Origin of the sequence: Pyruvatibacter sp. HU-CL02332 (assembly GCF_040362765.1) — a bacterium.
GTDB lineage: Bacteria > Pseudomonadota > Alphaproteobacteria > CGMCC-115125 > CGMCC-115125 > Pyruvatibacter.
The window spans coordinates 1360087-1374857 of sequence record NZ_BAABWK010000001.1 but is presented as its reverse complement, the minus strand read 5'-3'; the positions used below and the strand labels follow the sequence as shown (position 1 = coordinate 1374857).

The 14771-nt window shown below is 58.8% G+C and carries 16 protein-coding genes; 7 read left to right on the top strand and 9 right to left on the bottom strand.

Going from position 1 to position 14771, the window contains the following annotated elements:
* Positions 1-74: 74 nt before the first annotated feature.
* From ppa to ABXH05_RS06415, 3 genes are all read right to left on the bottom strand, one after another.
* Positions 75-602: an inorganic diphosphatase gene (gene ppa, locus ABXH05_RS06425; protein WP_348136329.1), complete on the bottom strand. Its 528-nt coding sequence runs from the start codon at positions 600-602 to the stop codon at positions 75-77.
* 23 nt (positions 603-625) lie between these two features.
* Positions 626-1846, bottom strand: coding sequence for an argininosuccinate synthase (locus ABXH05_RS06420; RefSeq protein WP_353560281.1), 1221 nt, complete (start codon positions 1844-1846; stop codon positions 626-628).
* 134 nt (positions 1847-1980) lie between these two features.
* A complete protein-coding gene (locus ABXH05_RS06415; RefSeq protein WP_353560280.1) occupies positions 1981-2454 on the bottom strand; it encodes an MAPEG family protein in 474 nt (157 codons plus the stop codon).
* 114 nt (positions 2455-2568) lie between these two features.
* Here ABXH05_RS06415 and ABXH05_RS06410 point away from each other — a divergent pair, with 114 nt between their 5' ends.
* Positions 2569-3504, top strand: coding sequence for a LysR family transcriptional regulator (locus tag ABXH05_RS06410; RefSeq protein WP_353560279.1), 936 nt, complete (start codon positions 2569-2571; stop codon positions 3502-3504).
* Here the strand turns inward: ABXH05_RS06410 and ABXH05_RS06405 are convergent.
* Complete coding sequence (locus ABXH05_RS06405) at positions 3501-4088, bottom strand: TetR family C-terminal domain-containing protein (protein WP_353560278.1); 588 nt, start codon at positions 4086-4088, stop codon at positions 3501-3503. The genes ABXH05_RS06410 and ABXH05_RS06405 overlap by 4 nt on opposite strands.
* Before the next feature lie 155 nt (positions 4089-4243).
* Here ABXH05_RS06405 and ABXH05_RS06400 point away from each other — a divergent pair, with 155 nt between their 5' ends.
* The gene (locus ABXH05_RS06400; protein ID WP_353560277.1) at positions 4244-4678 is read left to right on the top strand and encodes a VOC family protein; all 435 of its coding nucleotides are present in this window, start codon (positions 4244-4246) and stop codon (positions 4676-4678) included.
* Between the two features lie 32 nt (positions 4679-4710).
* Here ABXH05_RS06400 and ABXH05_RS06395 read toward each other — a convergent pair whose 3' ends face one another.
* Positions 4711-6036 (bottom strand): DUF3422 family protein, encoded by a 1326-nt coding sequence (locus tag ABXH05_RS06395; RefSeq protein WP_353560276.1) that lies wholly within the window; start codon positions 6034-6036, stop codon positions 4711-4713.
* Between the two features lie 153 nt (positions 6037-6189).
* Complete coding sequence (locus tag ABXH05_RS06390) at positions 6190-7920, bottom strand: tryptophan halogenase family protein (protein WP_353560275.1); 1731 nt, start codon at positions 7918-7920, stop codon at positions 6190-6192.
* A 143-nt stretch (positions 7921-8063) separates the two neighbouring features.
* On the opposite strand from ABXH05_RS06390, the gene ABXH05_RS06385 reads away from it, so the two are divergent.
* Both ABXH05_RS06385 and ABXH05_RS06380 read left to right on the top strand, forming a co-directional pair.
* Positions 8064-8651: an ImmA/IrrE family metallo-endopeptidase gene (locus ABXH05_RS06385; protein WP_353560273.1), complete on the top strand. Its 588-nt coding sequence runs from the start codon at positions 8064-8066 to the stop codon at positions 8649-8651.
* A 23-nt stretch (positions 8652-8674) separates the two neighbouring features.
* A complete protein-coding gene (locus ABXH05_RS06380; RefSeq protein ID WP_353560272.1) occupies positions 8675-9940 on the top strand; it encodes a hypothetical protein in 1266 nt (421 codons plus the stop codon).
* On the opposite strand, the gene rlmN is transcribed toward ABXH05_RS06380, so the two are convergent.
* The gene (gene rlmN, locus ABXH05_RS06375; protein ID WP_353560271.1) at positions 9933-11141 is read right to left on the bottom strand and encodes a dual-specificity RNA methyltransferase RlmN; all 1209 of its coding nucleotides are present in this window, start codon (positions 11139-11141) and stop codon (positions 9933-9935) included. The two genes, ABXH05_RS06380 and rlmN, sit on opposite strands and share 8 nt — an antisense overlap.
* Positions 11142-11148: 7 nt before the next feature.
* A complete protein-coding gene (locus ABXH05_RS06370) occupies positions 11149-11709 on the bottom strand; it encodes an invasion associated locus B family protein (protein WP_353560270.1) in 561 nt (186 codons plus the stop codon).
* 326 nt (positions 11710-12035) lie between these two features.
* Between ABXH05_RS06370 and ABXH05_RS06365 the strand changes: the two genes are divergently transcribed.
* Both ABXH05_RS06365 and ABXH05_RS06360 read left to right on the top strand, forming a co-directional pair.
* Entirely contained in the window at positions 12036-12644 is a 609-nt protein-coding gene (locus tag ABXH05_RS06365; protein ID WP_353560269.1) for a sigma-70 family RNA polymerase sigma factor, read from the top strand.
* Positions 12645-12647: 3 nt separating this feature from the next.
* Positions 12648-13358, top strand: coding sequence for a ChrR family anti-sigma-E factor (locus tag ABXH05_RS06360; protein WP_353560268.1), 711 nt, complete (start codon positions 12648-12650; stop codon positions 13356-13358).
* On the opposite strand, the gene ABXH05_RS06355 is transcribed toward ABXH05_RS06360, so the two are convergent.
* Positions 13303-13953 (bottom strand): RNA methyltransferase, encoded by a 651-nt coding sequence (locus ABXH05_RS06355; RefSeq protein ID WP_353560267.1) that lies wholly within the window; start codon positions 13951-13953, stop codon positions 13303-13305. The two genes, ABXH05_RS06360 and ABXH05_RS06355, sit on opposite strands and share 56 nt — an antisense overlap.
* 262 nt (positions 13954-14215) lie before the next feature.
* Here ABXH05_RS06355 and ABXH05_RS06350 point away from each other — a divergent pair, with 262 nt between their 5' ends.
* Complete coding sequence (locus ABXH05_RS06350; protein WP_353560266.1) at positions 14216-14707, top strand: DUF2141 domain-containing protein; 492 nt, start codon at positions 14216-14218, stop codon at positions 14705-14707.
* Positions 14708-14771 lie beyond the last annotated feature (64 nt).

Below are 14771 nucleotides of genomic sequence, written 5' to 3'. Positions count from 1 at the left end.
TGGGTGAACAGTCGCGGAAACAGGGGTAAGCCTGTTTCCGCATCTGTCAGGGAGCACAAGGCAATTGCGCCCGTTTACGCTTTTGCCTTGGCAATGGCTTCTTCAATGAGGCCGCGGGCCTTGCTGGCATCGCCCCAGCCGTTGAGCTTCACCCACTTGTCTTTTTCAAGCGCCTTGTAGTGGTTGAAGAAGTGCTCGATCTGGTCGAGCAGCATCTTGGGCAGGTCCGTGTAGTTCTGGACGCTGTCATAATAGGTGTTGAGGCGTGACGGCGGGACGGCGACGATCTTTTCGTCCATGCCGGCTTCGTCTTCCATCATCAGCACGCCGACCGGGCGGCAGGCCATGACGGCACCGGGCACCACGGCAGGTGTTCCGGCGACGAGCACGTCCACCGGGTCACCATCCATGGACAGGGTGTGCGGCACGAAGCCGTAATTGCACGGGTAGCGCATGGACGCGTTCAGGAAACGATCCACCACCAAGGCGCCGGACGGCTTGTCGAATTCATATTTGATCGGCGCGCCACCGACGGGCACTTCAACAATGACGTTGACGTCGTAGGGCGGGTTGTCACCGATGGACAGGGCTTCGATACGCATAACTGTGAGCCTTGTGGTTGCTGCTACTTGGAGCGGTTGTTGCGGTCTGCGAGGAGGCGCAGGCGCAGGGCATTGATCTTGATGAAGCCGGACGCGTCCGCCTGATCGTAGACGTCGTCTTCTTCAAAAGTGACGTGTTCCATCGAGTACAGGGAATCATCCGACCAGCGGCCGACGACATCGACCGAGCCCTTGTAGAGCTTGAGGCGGACAGTGCCGTTGACCCGCTCCTGGCTCTGGTCGATCAGCGCCTGCAGCATTTCGCGTTCGGGTGAGAACCACATGCCGAAATACACAAGCTCTGCATACTTTGGCATCAGCTCGTCTTTGAGATGGGCCGCGCCGCGGTCCAGCGTGATCTGCTCGATGCCGCGATGGGCCATGAGCATGATGGTGCCGCCGGGGGTCTCGTAGATGCCACGGCTCTTCATGCCGACGAACCGGTTTTCGACCAGGTCCAGCCGGCCGATGCCGTTGTCGTGGCCGTAGCGGTTCAGCTCCGTGAGCATCGTGGCCGGAGACATGGCAACGCCGTTGATGGAAACGGGATCGCCTTTTTCAAAGCCGACTTCGATGTAAGTCGGTGTGTCCGGTGCTGCTTCAGGCGAGATGGTGCGCTGGTAGACATATTCCGGTGCTTCCACAGCGGGGTCTTCCAGGGCTTTGCCTTCTGAGGATGTATGCAGCAGGTTGGCGTCCACGGAGAAGGGTGCCTCGCCGCGCTTGTCCTTGGCGATGGGGATCTGATGCTTTTCAGCAAAGTCGATCAGGGCTTCGCGGGACTTGAGCTCCCAGTCGCGCCAGGGGGCAATGACTTTGATGTCGGGCTGCAGCGCGTAATAGGCCAGCTCGAAACGGACCTGATCATTGCCTTTACCCGTGGCACCATGGCACACGGCATCCGCGCCGGTTTCGCGGGCAATCTCGATCTGACGTTTGGCAATCAGCGGCCGGGCGATAGAGGTGCCGAGCAAATACAGCCCCTCATAGAGGGCATTGGCGCGCATCATCGGGAAGACGTAGTCCGCCACGAAGTCTTCGCGCAGATCCTCGATGTAAATGTCCTTGATGCCAGCCATCTCGGCCTTCTGGCGGGCTGGTTCCAGCTCTTCGCCCTGGCCCAGATCAGCAGTGAAGGTCACGACCTCGCAGTCGTAGGTCTCCTTCAGCCATTTCAGCATGATGGAAGTGTCGAGCCCGCCTGAATAGGCGAGCACCACCTTCTTGACGTCGGTCACGGTCATTCTTGGTCTTGCCCCGCGCATCGGAAATTAAAGTCTATCGGAAACGATGTCCGTGCGCGGGGTTTTGCGCGTCTGGCGGCGTTTGTCAAAGGGTTCGCACCGCCGAAATGTCAGGTCTGAAATGCGTCAGCGCCCTAGAAAGGCAGATAGCCCCAGACATTGAACAGGATGAAGCCACCAAGGGCGATGCCTGAGAGGGCTGTGAGGGTGGCGCCGCCCGCCCGCAGGCCTACAAAAAGGGCAGAACCCGGCGCCGTTTCACCGTCAATCTTACCATGGGAACCGCGCAGGGTGCTGAAGCCCAGGGCGTGGAACAGCCGCGCGACCAGGAAGACGAGGGCGAAGATCTGCACGGTCATGCCGGAGCCGATGAGCAGCTCAAGCAGGGCCAGTGACGCGATGAAGATGCCGGAGTTCTCGGCCAGATTGCCGTGGCGCCGGGCCATTCGTTCAAGCTCCACATCACCGGCTACGCCAACGCCCTGTCCGGTTTTGCCACGGCGGGTGCCGGTAGCGAGCATCAGAATCTGCTGAAGGATGAGTATGACGCCTGCGAGGGCAGCGGAGATGACTGGAAGTGTCATGGTTGTGGTCATTGCGTCTGGCATGTGCCGGACCTCCCTAAAATGAGCCTTTTTGGGGCGTGTCACTTGATGGACCGCCCCGGACCACCGATGTAGGTGTTTCGTTTTCAGTCCATAAGACAGAAATAGAGCACCGCAATGGTCCAAAAACAAACCGCAACAAGTGAGCCCGTCGATCCGTCCTGGGATGACCTTAAACTGGTTCTGGCCGTGGGGCGGTCGGGAAGTTTGCGCAAGGCGGCCATTGTGCTGGGGTTGGGACATGCAACCCTGTCGCGGCGGTTGGCCCGGTTGGAACAACAGCTGGGTGTCCGCCTGTTTGACCGGCCCGCATCAGGTGCGGTGGAGCTGACCGCTGCTGGCGAAGACCTAGCGGCGTCAGCGGCGCGAATGGATGATGCGGCGGCGGTGGCGTTGCGGCGCATTGCCGGTCGCGACCTTACGCTCACAGGGACCTTGCGTGTCTCGATCAACCCGATGGTTGGACTGAGCCTCTTGCAGGAGGCTCTTGTTGCCTTCAGTGACGCTTACCCGGATGTGAATATTGAGGTTTTGGGAACGTCGATATCTGCCAACCTTGATCGTCGCGAGGCGGATGTGGTGGTGCGGGTGACTGACAGCCCGCCCGAGACGCTTGTCGGGCAGAAGTTCGGGCCGATTGGGTACGGGTTTTATGCCGGAACCAATGCCGTGGATGCGGCCGGTGGGGTGGATGCCTATCTGGCGACCATGCCGCCGATGCTTGGCTATAACGGCCGACGCGACAATGCGGTGCATGTGCCCTGGTTGCGGGCGGAGCTGCCGGAGTCCCGGGCGACGCTGACGGCCAGCGATCCCTTGCACATTGCAGGGCTTGTCCGTGCCGGTGGCGGCATTGCGCGGCTTCCCTTCATGTCGGCGCTTGATGATCCAACCCTGACGCGGGTTTTCCCTGACAGGAGCGAGCATGCCTACGACATCTGGCTGTTGACCCATTCGGACCTGCGCAAGACGGCGCGGGTGCGGGCCTTCATGGATCATATGTCCGAGGCCTTGCGGGCGCAGATGCCGCGCATCCATGGGGATGCTGTTTAAGCCCGCATCCCTTCCAGCATTGCTTCTGCGGCGTTGATGGCATCGCTCCGTGCTGCTTTGCGGTTCTTGGCTTCGGCAATGACGTGGACGGCTTCATCAAGGGCTGCTGCGAACAGAGATGCTGCAACCGTGACAGACAGCTTCTTGTTGAGGGTGCCCTGGGTCTGGGCCGCTTCAAGCCCCTCTCTCAGAGTGCGCAGGGAATTGTGGGACTGGATCTCGCGCCAGCGTTTCCAACCAAGGGCCGAAGGGCCATCAAGCATCAGGATGCGGCGGGTGGCGGGACTTGTTGCGTTGTCCAGATAGATGCCGATGCCGTGCATCAGGCTCTTGTAGGCATCGGGCATGTCCACGGTTTCTGAATCAATCAGGGCGGCGAGGCGGGCGTCTTCTGCTTCCACCACTGCGTCGAACAACGCCAGCTTGTCCTTGAAGTGATGATACATGGCGCCGCGCGTTGCCCCTGCGCGGGCGACGATGGCGGTAGTCGCTGCATCTGCATAGCCATTGGCAGCAAACTCGGCGCGGGCCGCCTTGATGAGGGCGGCGCGGGTTCTGGCGGTGCGTTGTTCGTTGCTGGCCATGGAAAGATGCATCTTTGAGAAAATTCAATCGCGCTACTTTACAAACAGTCTGCCTGTTTGTATATCGATAAAACAAACAGACTGTCTGTTTCCAAGATTAGCCCGACCATGATCGCGAACACGACCTTTGGGCGGGTCCAAGCAGGAGAACCAAAATGACCATTGCAAGCATCTACCCTGTGATTGCCACCAAGGACGTGGCCCGACTGACGGCCTTTTACCGGGACGCCTTTGGGCTCCACACGGCGTTTGACTCTGACTGGTATGTGCATCTGACGGCCGGAGACGGCACGGGCGCAGGGCCGGGCAATCTGGCGATCATCGTTGAGGGCCATGAAACGATGCCTGCGGGTCACCGCGGTGTGGCGGCTCCCCGGCTGATGAATTTCGAGACGGATGATGTGGACGCGCTGTATGAGGCGATGACGGCGCAAGGGGCGCCCATCCTGCTGACATTGCGGGACGAGGACTTTGGCCAGCGTCACTTCATCATGCAGGACCCGGACGGCAATCTTGTGGATGTCATCAAGATCATCCCGCCATCGGCTGAGTTTGCAGCACAGTACTCGGACGCCGCGGCTCCGAAATAGGCCACACAGTCAGGCGTCGTGGGGGCGGTCCTTTACAGATCGCCTCCAACGTCGCTGCGCGTGACGCGTTTGCGGATCTGCCGCACGGCGATATAGGCGCCCATCAGCACGAAGGGGGCCAGCGCCCCGGTTGCCAATGTCGGGTTGATGGGCTGGCCTGCTTTTTCCAGGGCCTTGAGCACATAGGCAATGAGGCCGACCAGATAATAGGTGATGGCGACTGCGGACAGGCCTTCGACGGTTTCCTGTAAACGCAGTTGCAGGCGGGCGCGGCCTTCCATGGAACGCAGCAGGCTCTGGTTTTGTTCCTGCAAAGCAACTTCCACGCGGGTGTTGAGCAGGCTGGAGGCGCGGGAGATACGCACTGACACGGCTTCAAGCCGATCCGCCACAGCGGTGCAGGTCCGCATGGCGGGCCCGAGGCGGCGTTCCATGAAAGTGCCGATCTGCTGCAGGCCTTCGCGCTTCACTTCATCCAGTTCACTGATGCGGCGCTCCACAAGCTGGTGGTAGGCGCGCGCGGCGGAGAAGCGATAATGGCTGCGGGCCGCAAGATCTTCGGCACGGGCCGCCAGGGTGGACAGCTGGGCCAACAAGCGCTGCTCGTCCTCAAGGTTTTGAATCCGGGCGGTTTCTGCGGCCAGAGTGGACAGCTCGGTTTCAATGGAACCCAGATCCGGCGTCAGGTCGCGGGCCAGCGGGAACGCCAGCAGCGCCATCATGCGATAGGTCTCCACGTCCAGCAGACGCTGGATGAGGCGACCCAGGCGGCCGGGGCGCAAAGTTTGATTGGCCACAATGATGCGACTCATCCCGTCTTCGTGCAGCTGGAAATCCGTCCAGGCGCTTGCACGTCCGCCAGACATGCCTGCGCCCACGCACTTGCTGTCGCCAAAGGCTTCGGGCAGGCGCGCTTCGATGTCGGAGGCATTGCCGGGGATTGCCAGCAGGTTGATGCCGACAAGAACTTCACCGGGCAGCCGCGCGCGCCAACCTTCGGGAATGCCGGACAGGGGCGGTGTTGAAAACGGGCGACCAAGGTCTGGAATGTCCGCGTCCGGCGATGCGCTGCACCGGCGGGAGAAGGCATAGGTCGAAAACTCGGTGTGGCGCTCCCAGACCAGATGCAGGGCTGTCTCGTCCGTCCCCAGATCTATGGCCAGATGATTGCCGAAGGCGCCGGGAGCCTCGACACCCATTTCCTCGGCAAGTTCGCGCAGCAGGGTTCGCTCCGCCTCGGCGCCGGTTTCGCCAGTGATGACGGAAATCTGGGTCACCATCATGGGCGCATGCACGTCCGCTGACGGGCGCGAATGCACCTCGTCATTGAGCTGCTGGCGCAGCGGATGTGCGGTCATGGGGCGAAGGCCCGGCATTGGCTCTTGGTCCTGCGACTGGCGGTTTGGGGGCTGCGCGGCTCAATCCGGCTGAATTGTGCGGCGCAGCAAGAAGCGCGGGATCATACGGATTGCGGCTGCAAGCGCAAGATGGGCAGATGCGCGCGTCAGGCCCTAGAGCAGGTTGCCGTCGCCTGCGTCAGCGGGGGCTATGGGCGTCTTGATGACCGGTGTCCGCCGTGTGCCAAGGCCCGGCAAGGGCACAGAACCTTGCTGAAGGGGAGCCTGCTGGCCGGGTAGCCCCTGCATGTTGCCCATCAGCGGGCTTGGGGCCTCCTGCGCTGGCGTCTCGCCGCGGATCTGGCGCAGCAGGGCCACATGGTCAGGCATGGCCTTGACGAACTGGCTGATCTTGTGGCGCTGGCCGCTCACATGCTTGCGCCACATATCTCGGTTGAGATTGAGGCTCAGGCCGGCGTTCCAGTCATCGCGCATCTGGTAGACGCGCTTGCCCTGCAACACGGCGGTGTAGACCTCGGGCGAGAACAGGTGCTGCGACTTCAGGTCGGTCATCACCGGCATGGCGTGTTTCCAGACCTCAAGATTCTCTGCCAGAGAGTCGGGCACTTCGAGTTCTTCGCGGGCATCAATCCAGTATTGGCTGTCCGTGCGGTTGCCCAAGGCATAGTGCAGGCAGATGAAGTCACGCACTTCGTCATAGAGGCCGGATGCCACCTCGTTGTAGCGCTTGCGCAGACTGTCCGGGTACGAATTATCCGGGAAGTAGGCGATGAGCCAGCGTACGGCCATTTCGATCATGTAGATGGCAGTGGATTCCAGCGGCTCGATGAAACCGCCGGACAGGCCGATGGCGATGCAGTTCTTGACCCAGCTGTTGCGGGTGCGGCCCACGCGCATGGGAATGACGCGGGGTTCGGCGTTCTTGCCTGCATCGCCCAGATGCTTGAGGAATTCGTCGCGGGCTTCGTCGTCACTGCGGTGGGCGGATGAATAGACATAGCCCGTGCCGATGCGGTTGAAGAGCGGCACGCGCCAGCTCCAGCCTGCGCCCAGCGCTGTGGAGCGGGTGACGGGCTCAATGAACTTTGGACCGTTCGCGGTTTGCTCCGGGTGGGGAATCTGCACGGCCATGGCGCGGTCATTGGCCAGATATTTGTCGTAGGAGATGAAAGGTTCATCCAGCGCGCCATTGATGAGCAGGCCTTTGAAGCCGGTGCAGTCGATCACCAGCTCGACCTCGTGGCGGCCGGTCTCTTTCAAATTGATGGCGGCGATGCTGCCGTCTTCGGCACGCTCCACATCCACCATGTCGTCCAGCACATGTTCAACGCCGCGCGCCACGCTGATGCCCTGCATCATTTTGGCGAAGAGGCCTGCGTCCAGATGGTAGGCGTAGTTGACCGGTTCGGTGAATGGTTTGGAGCCGAGTGGGCGAGGGCCCTTGCGCATCATGCCCAGGTCCTGGGCTGGCGAGATGGTCTGCACGAAGCTCGCGCCGCTGCCGCCAAAGCGCCCGTAATAGTAGCCGGGGTCAATGCCGCCGACGCGGTGGCCTGTGTTGAACGGGTTGATGTAGCTGAAGGGCTTGCCCTTGGCGTCCACATTCCAGCCGGCAAAATCCACGCCCAGCTTGAAGGACGCGTTGCAGGTCTTGAAGAACTCCGTCTCGGAGATGCCGGTCTGCTGAAGCGACAGGGACATGGAGGGGACGGTGGCCTCGCCGACGCCCACGGTGGGGATGTTCGGGCTTTCAATGAGGGTGATGCGCATCCGGTTGGCCGGATGGTTCTTCTGCAGTCCGAAAAACACAGACAGCATGTTGGCGGTAAACCACCCCGCCGTGCCGCCACCCACAATGGTGATGTGCTTGATTGGGTCAGCCATGCGCAACGATCCCCCCGGTCGTTCGGCCTTTTTGCAAGGCCCTAGGTCATGTGTGGACTTTAGGAGGGGAGACGCCTGACGCCAAGCCGTGCTTTCAGCCTCATGGCGGTATGGGACTTGACACTTAAGTCTTGAAGAACAAAATGGTAACAGCAGCCACGCGAATCGAAAAATTGGACATCATGACAGCTCTCTCTCACGAGGTGCCGGAGTATCCGGCTGCGGAAGCAACGCAGTTGTCCAAGAGTTCCATTTATTCTTTGGCAGAAGATATAGCCCGCCAGCTGGATTACAAACCAGGTTCAGAAATATCTAATGCCGTAGCAAAACTCGGTGGGTCCATTGAGGTGCACAATTTTCGAGACGATCCTTCTTCAAATCCAGAGTCGATGATCGTTGAGGAACCTGGCAAGTTCAAGATCTACATCTCACCTGATACAAGTGTTGAGAGAGATAACTTCACTATTGCGCATGAACTTGGGCACTACGTACTTCATTTTTTATGGCAGCGTCACAAGGGCAAGCAGTTAGAACGCATGGCGGCCAACCGGTTTGGGTCAAATCGGGTGGAGTGGGAAGCAAATTGGTTTGCGGCTGCCTTTCTCATGCCAGAAAAAGAGTTCCGCGCGGCTTGGCAAAAAAGTGGCAATGCTAGTCTTGTTGCGCGTGAATTTGGCGTTTCTACGTCCGCCGCTGATACTCGGGCCAAAGCGCTCACACTGGCGGCTTAGAGCCCGCTCGTTAGGTTGGAATCTTGGAATTTGAAGCGCTGCCAAGTTTCCTAAAACCTCGCCTCAGAATTTTTTTGAGCGCAGATTTAGTTGGCTCATCGAAATTAAAACAGGCAGTTCGATCAAGCGATGAGCACCGTGACAAGAACTTGTCAGACGGTTGGCTAAACACTCTTAATAGCTTCTATCGTCATGTAGAGACATCATTTGCTGATGAATGGACGAGGCTGAAAACTACCTTAGCAAAAGACGGTACACTTGAACTTGGTTCGGACCCGGAGCTTTGGAAAGCCAACGGTGACGAACTAATTTTTGTAAAGATACTGACCGATGTAATCGAGGCGCAAGCCGTCGTGCATTGTTGGTTGGAAGCTGTGAGAAGAACGCGTGCCGAGTTGATGCGTAAAGAATTCTCAGGGATAGACGTCAAGGCGACCGCTTGGACCGCTGGGTTTCCTGTTAGAAACCGGGAAATCATATTTCAAACGGCGTCCGCTTCTGAAGCTAGGGAATCCAGTACTGGTGCTCCCACTTACGCGAGTGATGAGTTGCTCAATGCATGGTACGAAGATGACGGTGCACGATCAGGTCTGATAAGGGATTTTGTTGGCCCGTCCTTAGATGCTGGATTTCGCCTTGCGTCTCTTGCGTCACCTCGGAAGTTCATACTCTCTGTTGAACTTGCCTGCATCTTGTCATCCCTCCAAGAAACCCAAATCTCCAAGGCACCCAAAAAGAGCATTGGCAAATTTCTTTTTAGGTACGAGGGACGCGTGCCGTTGAAAGGAATACTAGGAGGAAAACCATATCCGGTATTCCACATTGATGCTTTGTATGATGATGAGTTACTCAAGATCGAAGATGCCATTAGGGATGAGAAAGAAATCTCTCCCAACAAAGTAAGTGAATTTTGCAATGCATTTATCGAAGAGAATGATGCATTTATTACTCACCCTTTTGTTGTTGGTTGTTCAACACTGAGTTTTTCAAACCATCGAATGCCAGATTTTTATGAGGCAGAACTCACTCGTCGATCGAACGATTGGCATCAGACGAGAATCAAGCTTGAGACCGAGACACAGTCGCTGTCTGACAAACCGGGCCCAGTCACAGAAGAACTGGATGTTCCGAAATCGGAGCTTGAGAGTTTTGCCCAGAACGTACTCGGCAAGCAGGACCGCTCTAAGAAACCAAGCTCCAAAAAGGCGCGGTCTTCAAGGAGCGCTCCAAAAACAAAACGAAAGTCTAAGGCGAAAACGCAAAACAAATCAGGCAACAAATCTAAGTAGATTCAGCAGCTTCTGCACGTTCCCGCGCGTGGCGGACGGAGGCGCGTTCTTTTTCGCTTTCCGACTTGAGCTGGCCGCAGGCGGCGAGGATATCGCGGCCACGGGGCGTGCGGACGGGGCTGGCGTAGCCCGCATTGTTGATGATGTACGCAAAGGCTTCGATCCGGTCCCAGTCGGAGCACTCATAGTCCGAGCCGGGCCAGGGGTTGAACGGGATCAGGTTGATCTTCGCAGGAATGCCCCTGAGAAGCTTCACCAGTTCCCGGGCATCCTTGTCGCTGTCATTGATGTCTTTCAGCATCACATATTCAAAGGTGATGCGGCGGGCATTGGACAGGCCGGGATAGTGCCGGCAGGCGCGCAGCAGTTCCTTGATCGGGTACTTCTTGTTGATGGGCACGAGTATGTCGCGCACATCGTCGCGGGCTGCATGCAGGGAGATGGCGAGCATGACGCCCATTTCCGCCCCGCAGCGCTCAATCTCCGGCACGACGCCGGAGGTGGACAGGGTTATGCGGCGCTTGGAGATGGACAGGCCGTCGCCGTCGGACACCAGTTCCAGCGCATCGCGCACATTGTCGAAATTGTAGAGCGGCTCGCCCATGCCCATCATCACGACATTGGTCAGGGTGCGGGGCTGGTTGGTGAGGGATGTATTCACCTCGGGCCATTCGCCCAGGCTGTCGCGGGCAATCAGCACCTGACCAACGATCTCACCAGCGGTGAGGTTGCGCACCAGGCGCTGTGTGCCTGTGTGGCAGAAGGTGCAGGTGAGGGTGCAGCCGACCTGCGATGAAACGCACAGCGTGCCGCGGCCGGGCTCTGGAATGAACACGGTCTCGACTTCATTGCCGTCTGAGAGACGGATCAGCCATTTGCGGGTGCCGTCGGTGGAAATCTGTTCACTGACGATTTCCATGCGGCTGATGTCGAACGCGTCAGCCAGCTGTGCCCGCACCGCCTTGGAGATATTCGTCATATCGTCGAAGGACGTGACACCGCGTACATACAGCCAGTTGTAAATCTGGCTTGCGCGCATGCGGCTTTCCCGGTTGGGGAGACCAATGCCTTCTAGCGTCTTGACCAGTGCCTTGCGTGACTGCCCGATGAGTGATGGGCGCACGGGTGCTGCTACCACGCCACCGGTGATGGTGGGTGCGTTGGGATTGGCGCGGGCAATATCAAGCGGCTGGGTGGACATGTGTGCCTTACTTGCAGCCGTCGTCGATGGCTTTGATGGCGGCAGTCACGCCGGATAAAGAATACCTGTCAGTTGTGAGGGTGCCGCGACCTGATGTGCCCTGAACGCGCAGGGAGTTGCCCCGCTTCATGGCTGCAATCAGCTTGCGCTCACTGGCGCGGTCCTGGACCCACGCGCCGCCTTCGTTCTGGGCGTCGTTCTCTGTGAACATTGTGTGCTTGGCGCCATCCACATCTGCTGTGACGTTGCTGCCCTTCTTGTAGGGATAGCCGGCAACCACGCTGACTTCACCCTTCACGTTGCGGCCCGGCCAGTTGGCGACCATGACGTAGATCTGGCCGCGCTTGACGTTTTTGGGTGCTGTGTCCTTGGGCTGGCTCAGGGCATAGCAGATGGTGTTTGGCCCGTTAGTGACCTTGTATGCACGCCAGTCCGTGAAGGTGCCGAGGGGAACGGGCTCTGCTGCAAGAGCGCCGGCTGAGGGGAGCAGCATCAATGCTGCGCCGATTACAGCGGCCCCCAGTGCTGAGGCGCGGACAGAACGGGTCAGAAAGGCAGGGCGTGTCATGCGCGGAAACATCCTCTTAAACCATGGGCATTTGCCATCAATTGCCCCTTCTTATCGCTGTTCGACGGTCAATGTCACCAGCACCTCATAATCCTATCTGCATGATCCCTATGGAACGGCGGGGAGATTGCGGTTGCCAGATAGTAAGTATGCCGAGTATTGGGGCGTTGCGTCTGCTATAAGAGTGGCGTTGAATGGCGAAATAGTGCGCAGGGAACATGGCGTTTTCGTGGCCCTGCGCTGTGTCTAGAGATGCTGCCGTCGCTCTGGCCCCTACGATGTGGGGGATGATGCTGGGGTAGACGGTTGATGAGGATAAACGACGGGTGAACGTGGCAACGTCACAGATAAGTGCCAAGGCAGCAGGGGCCGGAAAAACCGGCGGCTACGACCGTGAGGCCATGGCAGATTGCATTGAGGCGGTTGCTGCGCGGCAGGACAAGCAAGCCTTTGCGACCCTGTTTGACTATTTCGCGCCCCGCCTCAAAGGCTATTTGATGAAACTGGGGTCCGGCGAGCCGCTGGCGGAAGAGCTGTCTCAGGAAGTCATGATCACCCTCTGGCGCAAGGCCGGGCAGTTTGATCGCAGGCAGTCATCGGTCTCCACATGGCTTTATACGATTGCCCGTAACCGGCGCATTGATGTGCTGCGGCGGGATAGATTTCCCGATTATGACCCTGACGACCCCTTGCTGTTGCCCTCTGAGGCTGAGCAGCCGGATGAGGCTGTGGCGGCAGGCGAGCGAGAAGTCAAAGTGCGTGCGGCGCTTGAAACCTTGCCGGAGGAGCAGGCGGAGTTGATAAAACTGGCCTTCTTCAAGGGCTGGTCACACAGCGAAATCGCCATAGATCAGAACTTGCCGCTGGGAACTGTGAAATCGAGACTGCGGCTTGCCTTCCGCAAACTCAAAGGCGGACTTGAGGGAACTGTTTAGACGATGACCAATATCGAGACGACACAGACAGAGGCTCCAGCTCCAGACCGGCGGTTTGGCGAAGAGATTCTACTCGATTACGTGACCGGTTCTCTGGATGAAGCCACAAATTTGATGGTGGCGGCCCATCTCGACCTTTGCCCGGACGCGCGCAAGACCGTGGATATGATGACCCTTGTGGGCGGTGCCCTGCTGGATGATGCGGAGCCCGTGGCCATGCGCGAGGGCGCATTTGACGCGGTGATGTCTTTGATCGACCGGATGCCGGTGGATGCACAGGCAGATCGGGCCATGGATGATGAACTGACAGTCCTGCCGCAGGTCATTCAGGATAGAATTGCCGCATGTGGCGGCAAGTGGTCTTTCGTGACGCCGGGCGTCAAGGCAATGGACCTTGGATTTGACGCGCCGCAGGGCAGTGCTGATTCAGCGCCGGGGGAAGTGAAGCTTTACCGGCTGGAGCAGGGCAAGGGCGTACCGACGCATACCCATAAGGGCAGTGAGGTAACTTTGGTCCTGACGGGCGCGTTCGCGGATGGTCGGGACCGGTTTGGTCCAGGGGAAGTGTCTGTTGCTTCACCTGAGATTACCCATCGCCCCATTGCTGAAGCAGGAGACACCTGTTTTGCTCTGGCGATTACGGATGCGCCGCTGCAGCTTACCGGGGCACTCGGACTCGTGCAGCGCGCTCTGTCCCTAGGCGGCTCCGACTAGCACCAGTTCCATTTGAGGGTGTCGCCGTGGACCCGCGGCCGCGCGGTGAGTTGCGTTTGTCAGCGTAGCTGCCAAGGGGTGGGGCCACGCCCTCGGGCATTCCCATGGATGAGACGGGACGGGCAGGAAAATTGCCCAGGGTCTTGACCCGGTCATACATGACGATGGCCCCGGCCATGGCCACGTTGATGCAAAAGGCGGTTGGGATGCGAATGAAGCTGGTGCATCGCTCACGCATTTCCGGCGACAGGGAGCCTGCTTCAGGCCCCAGCACATAGGCGGCTTTTCTGGGGTGGTAAAAGCTGGGCAGATCAACCGCGTCGTCCATCAGCTCAATTCCCACCAGATCGCAGCCCTCGGGCATTTGCATCTGATCGACGCCGTCCCAGCCGTAGTAGGGGATGTTGCTGCTCGCGTCGGAGGTGTCTGACCGGCCGGATCTGATGCGCTTGTGAGCGTCCACTGTGAAGAAATAGCTGGCGCCAAAAGCATGGGCTGATCGCACCAGATTTCCCAGATTTCCAGGCTTTGAGATGCGTTCTGCCCCGATGGCGAAGAAGCCTTTGGCGCGGGTGGTGGTGACATTTGTGTTCATCGTGGTGTCAGCCGGACTGTGGTCTGCTTGAGGTCGTTTATGGACGTGTGGTCCTGCATAGCATGTCCCAATCACTGATGCCTCACGTGGATGTGCATTTGCTATTGGGCGAAAAAGCGTCATATACGCAACGGTTTAGCGGTCCAAAGAGCGTTAGACTTTGAGATCGAAGCCCTCATTTGGGGCATAAAAGGTTGAGTGAGCACTGGGGCTTTTTGTGACTGTCTGGCAGAAAACAACAAGAAAAACGTCTGGACGACCTTTGGCAGCCTTCCTTTTTGCGCTTCCGCTTGCAGCAGCACTTGTTTTGCCTGTTCAGGCCGAGGATGGCCTTGCGACCGCCAGTTTGACGGCTCCTGCATTGCCGGGCGTGCTTGAAATTGCCGTTGATGGCACAAAAGCAGGCGTCGGCACGGTGCGGGTTAATCTGTACGCATCCAAAGCTGCCTTTTTGAAGCAGGAAGATGCGCAGGCTGAAGTGGCGGTGCCCGACGATGGTGTGTCTCAGCTGACTTTCGCTGACCTGGCGCCGGGTGAATATGCAGCGGTCGCCTATCAGGATCTCAACGGCAATGGCGAGCTGGATCGCGGTTTGTTCGGCATTCCGCTGGAGCCGATCGGCTTTTCCAATGGTGCGGTGCCGGTGTTTTCAGCCCCGGATTTTGAAGATGCTGCAGTGAGCGTTGCCGATGGGGCAACCGCGATTGAAATTACGGTGCGCAATCTGGCCGGTGCCCGCCGCGCCGGCTCCTAGGCTACACGGGCCAACCCTCTTACTTCTTTTGGCTTTGATGCGCTCTCCATGGTACATCCCGTGG

What these genes read in the sequence shown, in the direction of transcription:
- ABXH05_RS06395 (WP_353560276.1), bottom strand. Translation starts at nt 6,036, where the DNA reads ATGACCGCACATCCGCTGCGCCAGCAGCTCAATGACGAGGTGCATTCG.
- ABXH05_RS06415 (WP_353560280.1), bottom strand. Translation starts at nt 2,454, where the DNA reads ATGCCAGACGCAATGACCACAACCATGACACTTCCAGTCATCTCCGCT.
- rlmN (WP_353560271.1), bottom strand. Translation starts at nt 11,141, where the DNA reads ATGTCCACCCAGCCGCTTGATATTGCCCGCGCCAATCCCAACGCACCC.
- ABXH05_RS06405 (WP_353560278.1), bottom strand. Translation starts at nt 4,088, where the DNA reads ATGGCCAGCAACGAACAACGCACCGCCAGAACCCGCGCCGCCCTCATC.
- ppa (WP_348136329.1), bottom strand. Translation starts at nt 602, where the DNA reads ATGCGTATCGAAGCCCTGTCCATCGGTGACAACCCGCCCTACGACGTC.
- ABXH05_RS06420 (WP_353560281.1), bottom strand. Translation starts at nt 1,846, where the DNA reads ATGACCGTGACCGACGTCAAGAAGGTGGTGCTCGCCTATTCAGGCGGG.
- ABXH05_RS06370 (WP_353560270.1), bottom strand. Translation starts at nt 11,709, where the DNA reads ATGACACGCCCTGCCTTTCTGACCCGTTCTGTCCGCGCCTCAGCACTG.
- ABXH05_RS06390 (WP_353560275.1), bottom strand. Translation starts at nt 7,920, where the DNA reads ATGGCTGACCCAATCAAGCACATCACCATTGTGGGTGGCGGCACGGCG.
- ABXH05_RS06410 (WP_353560279.1), top strand. Translation starts at nt 2,569, where the DNA reads ATGGTCCAAAAACAAACCGCAACAAGTGAGCCCGTCGATCCGTCCTGG.
- ABXH05_RS06355 (WP_353560267.1), bottom strand. Translation starts at nt 13,953, where the DNA reads ATGAACACAAATGTCACCACCACCCGCGCCAAAGGCTTCTTCGCCATC.
- ABXH05_RS06385 (WP_353560273.1), top strand. Translation starts at nt 8,064, where the DNA reads ATGGTAACAGCAGCCACGCGAATCGAAAAATTGGACATCATGACAGCT.
- ABXH05_RS06400 (WP_353560277.1), top strand. Translation starts at nt 4,244, where the DNA reads ATGACCATTGCAAGCATCTACCCTGTGATTGCCACCAAGGACGTGGCC.
- ABXH05_RS06360 (WP_353560268.1), top strand. Translation starts at nt 12,648, where the DNA reads ATGACCAATATCGAGACGACACAGACAGAGGCTCCAGCTCCAGACCGG.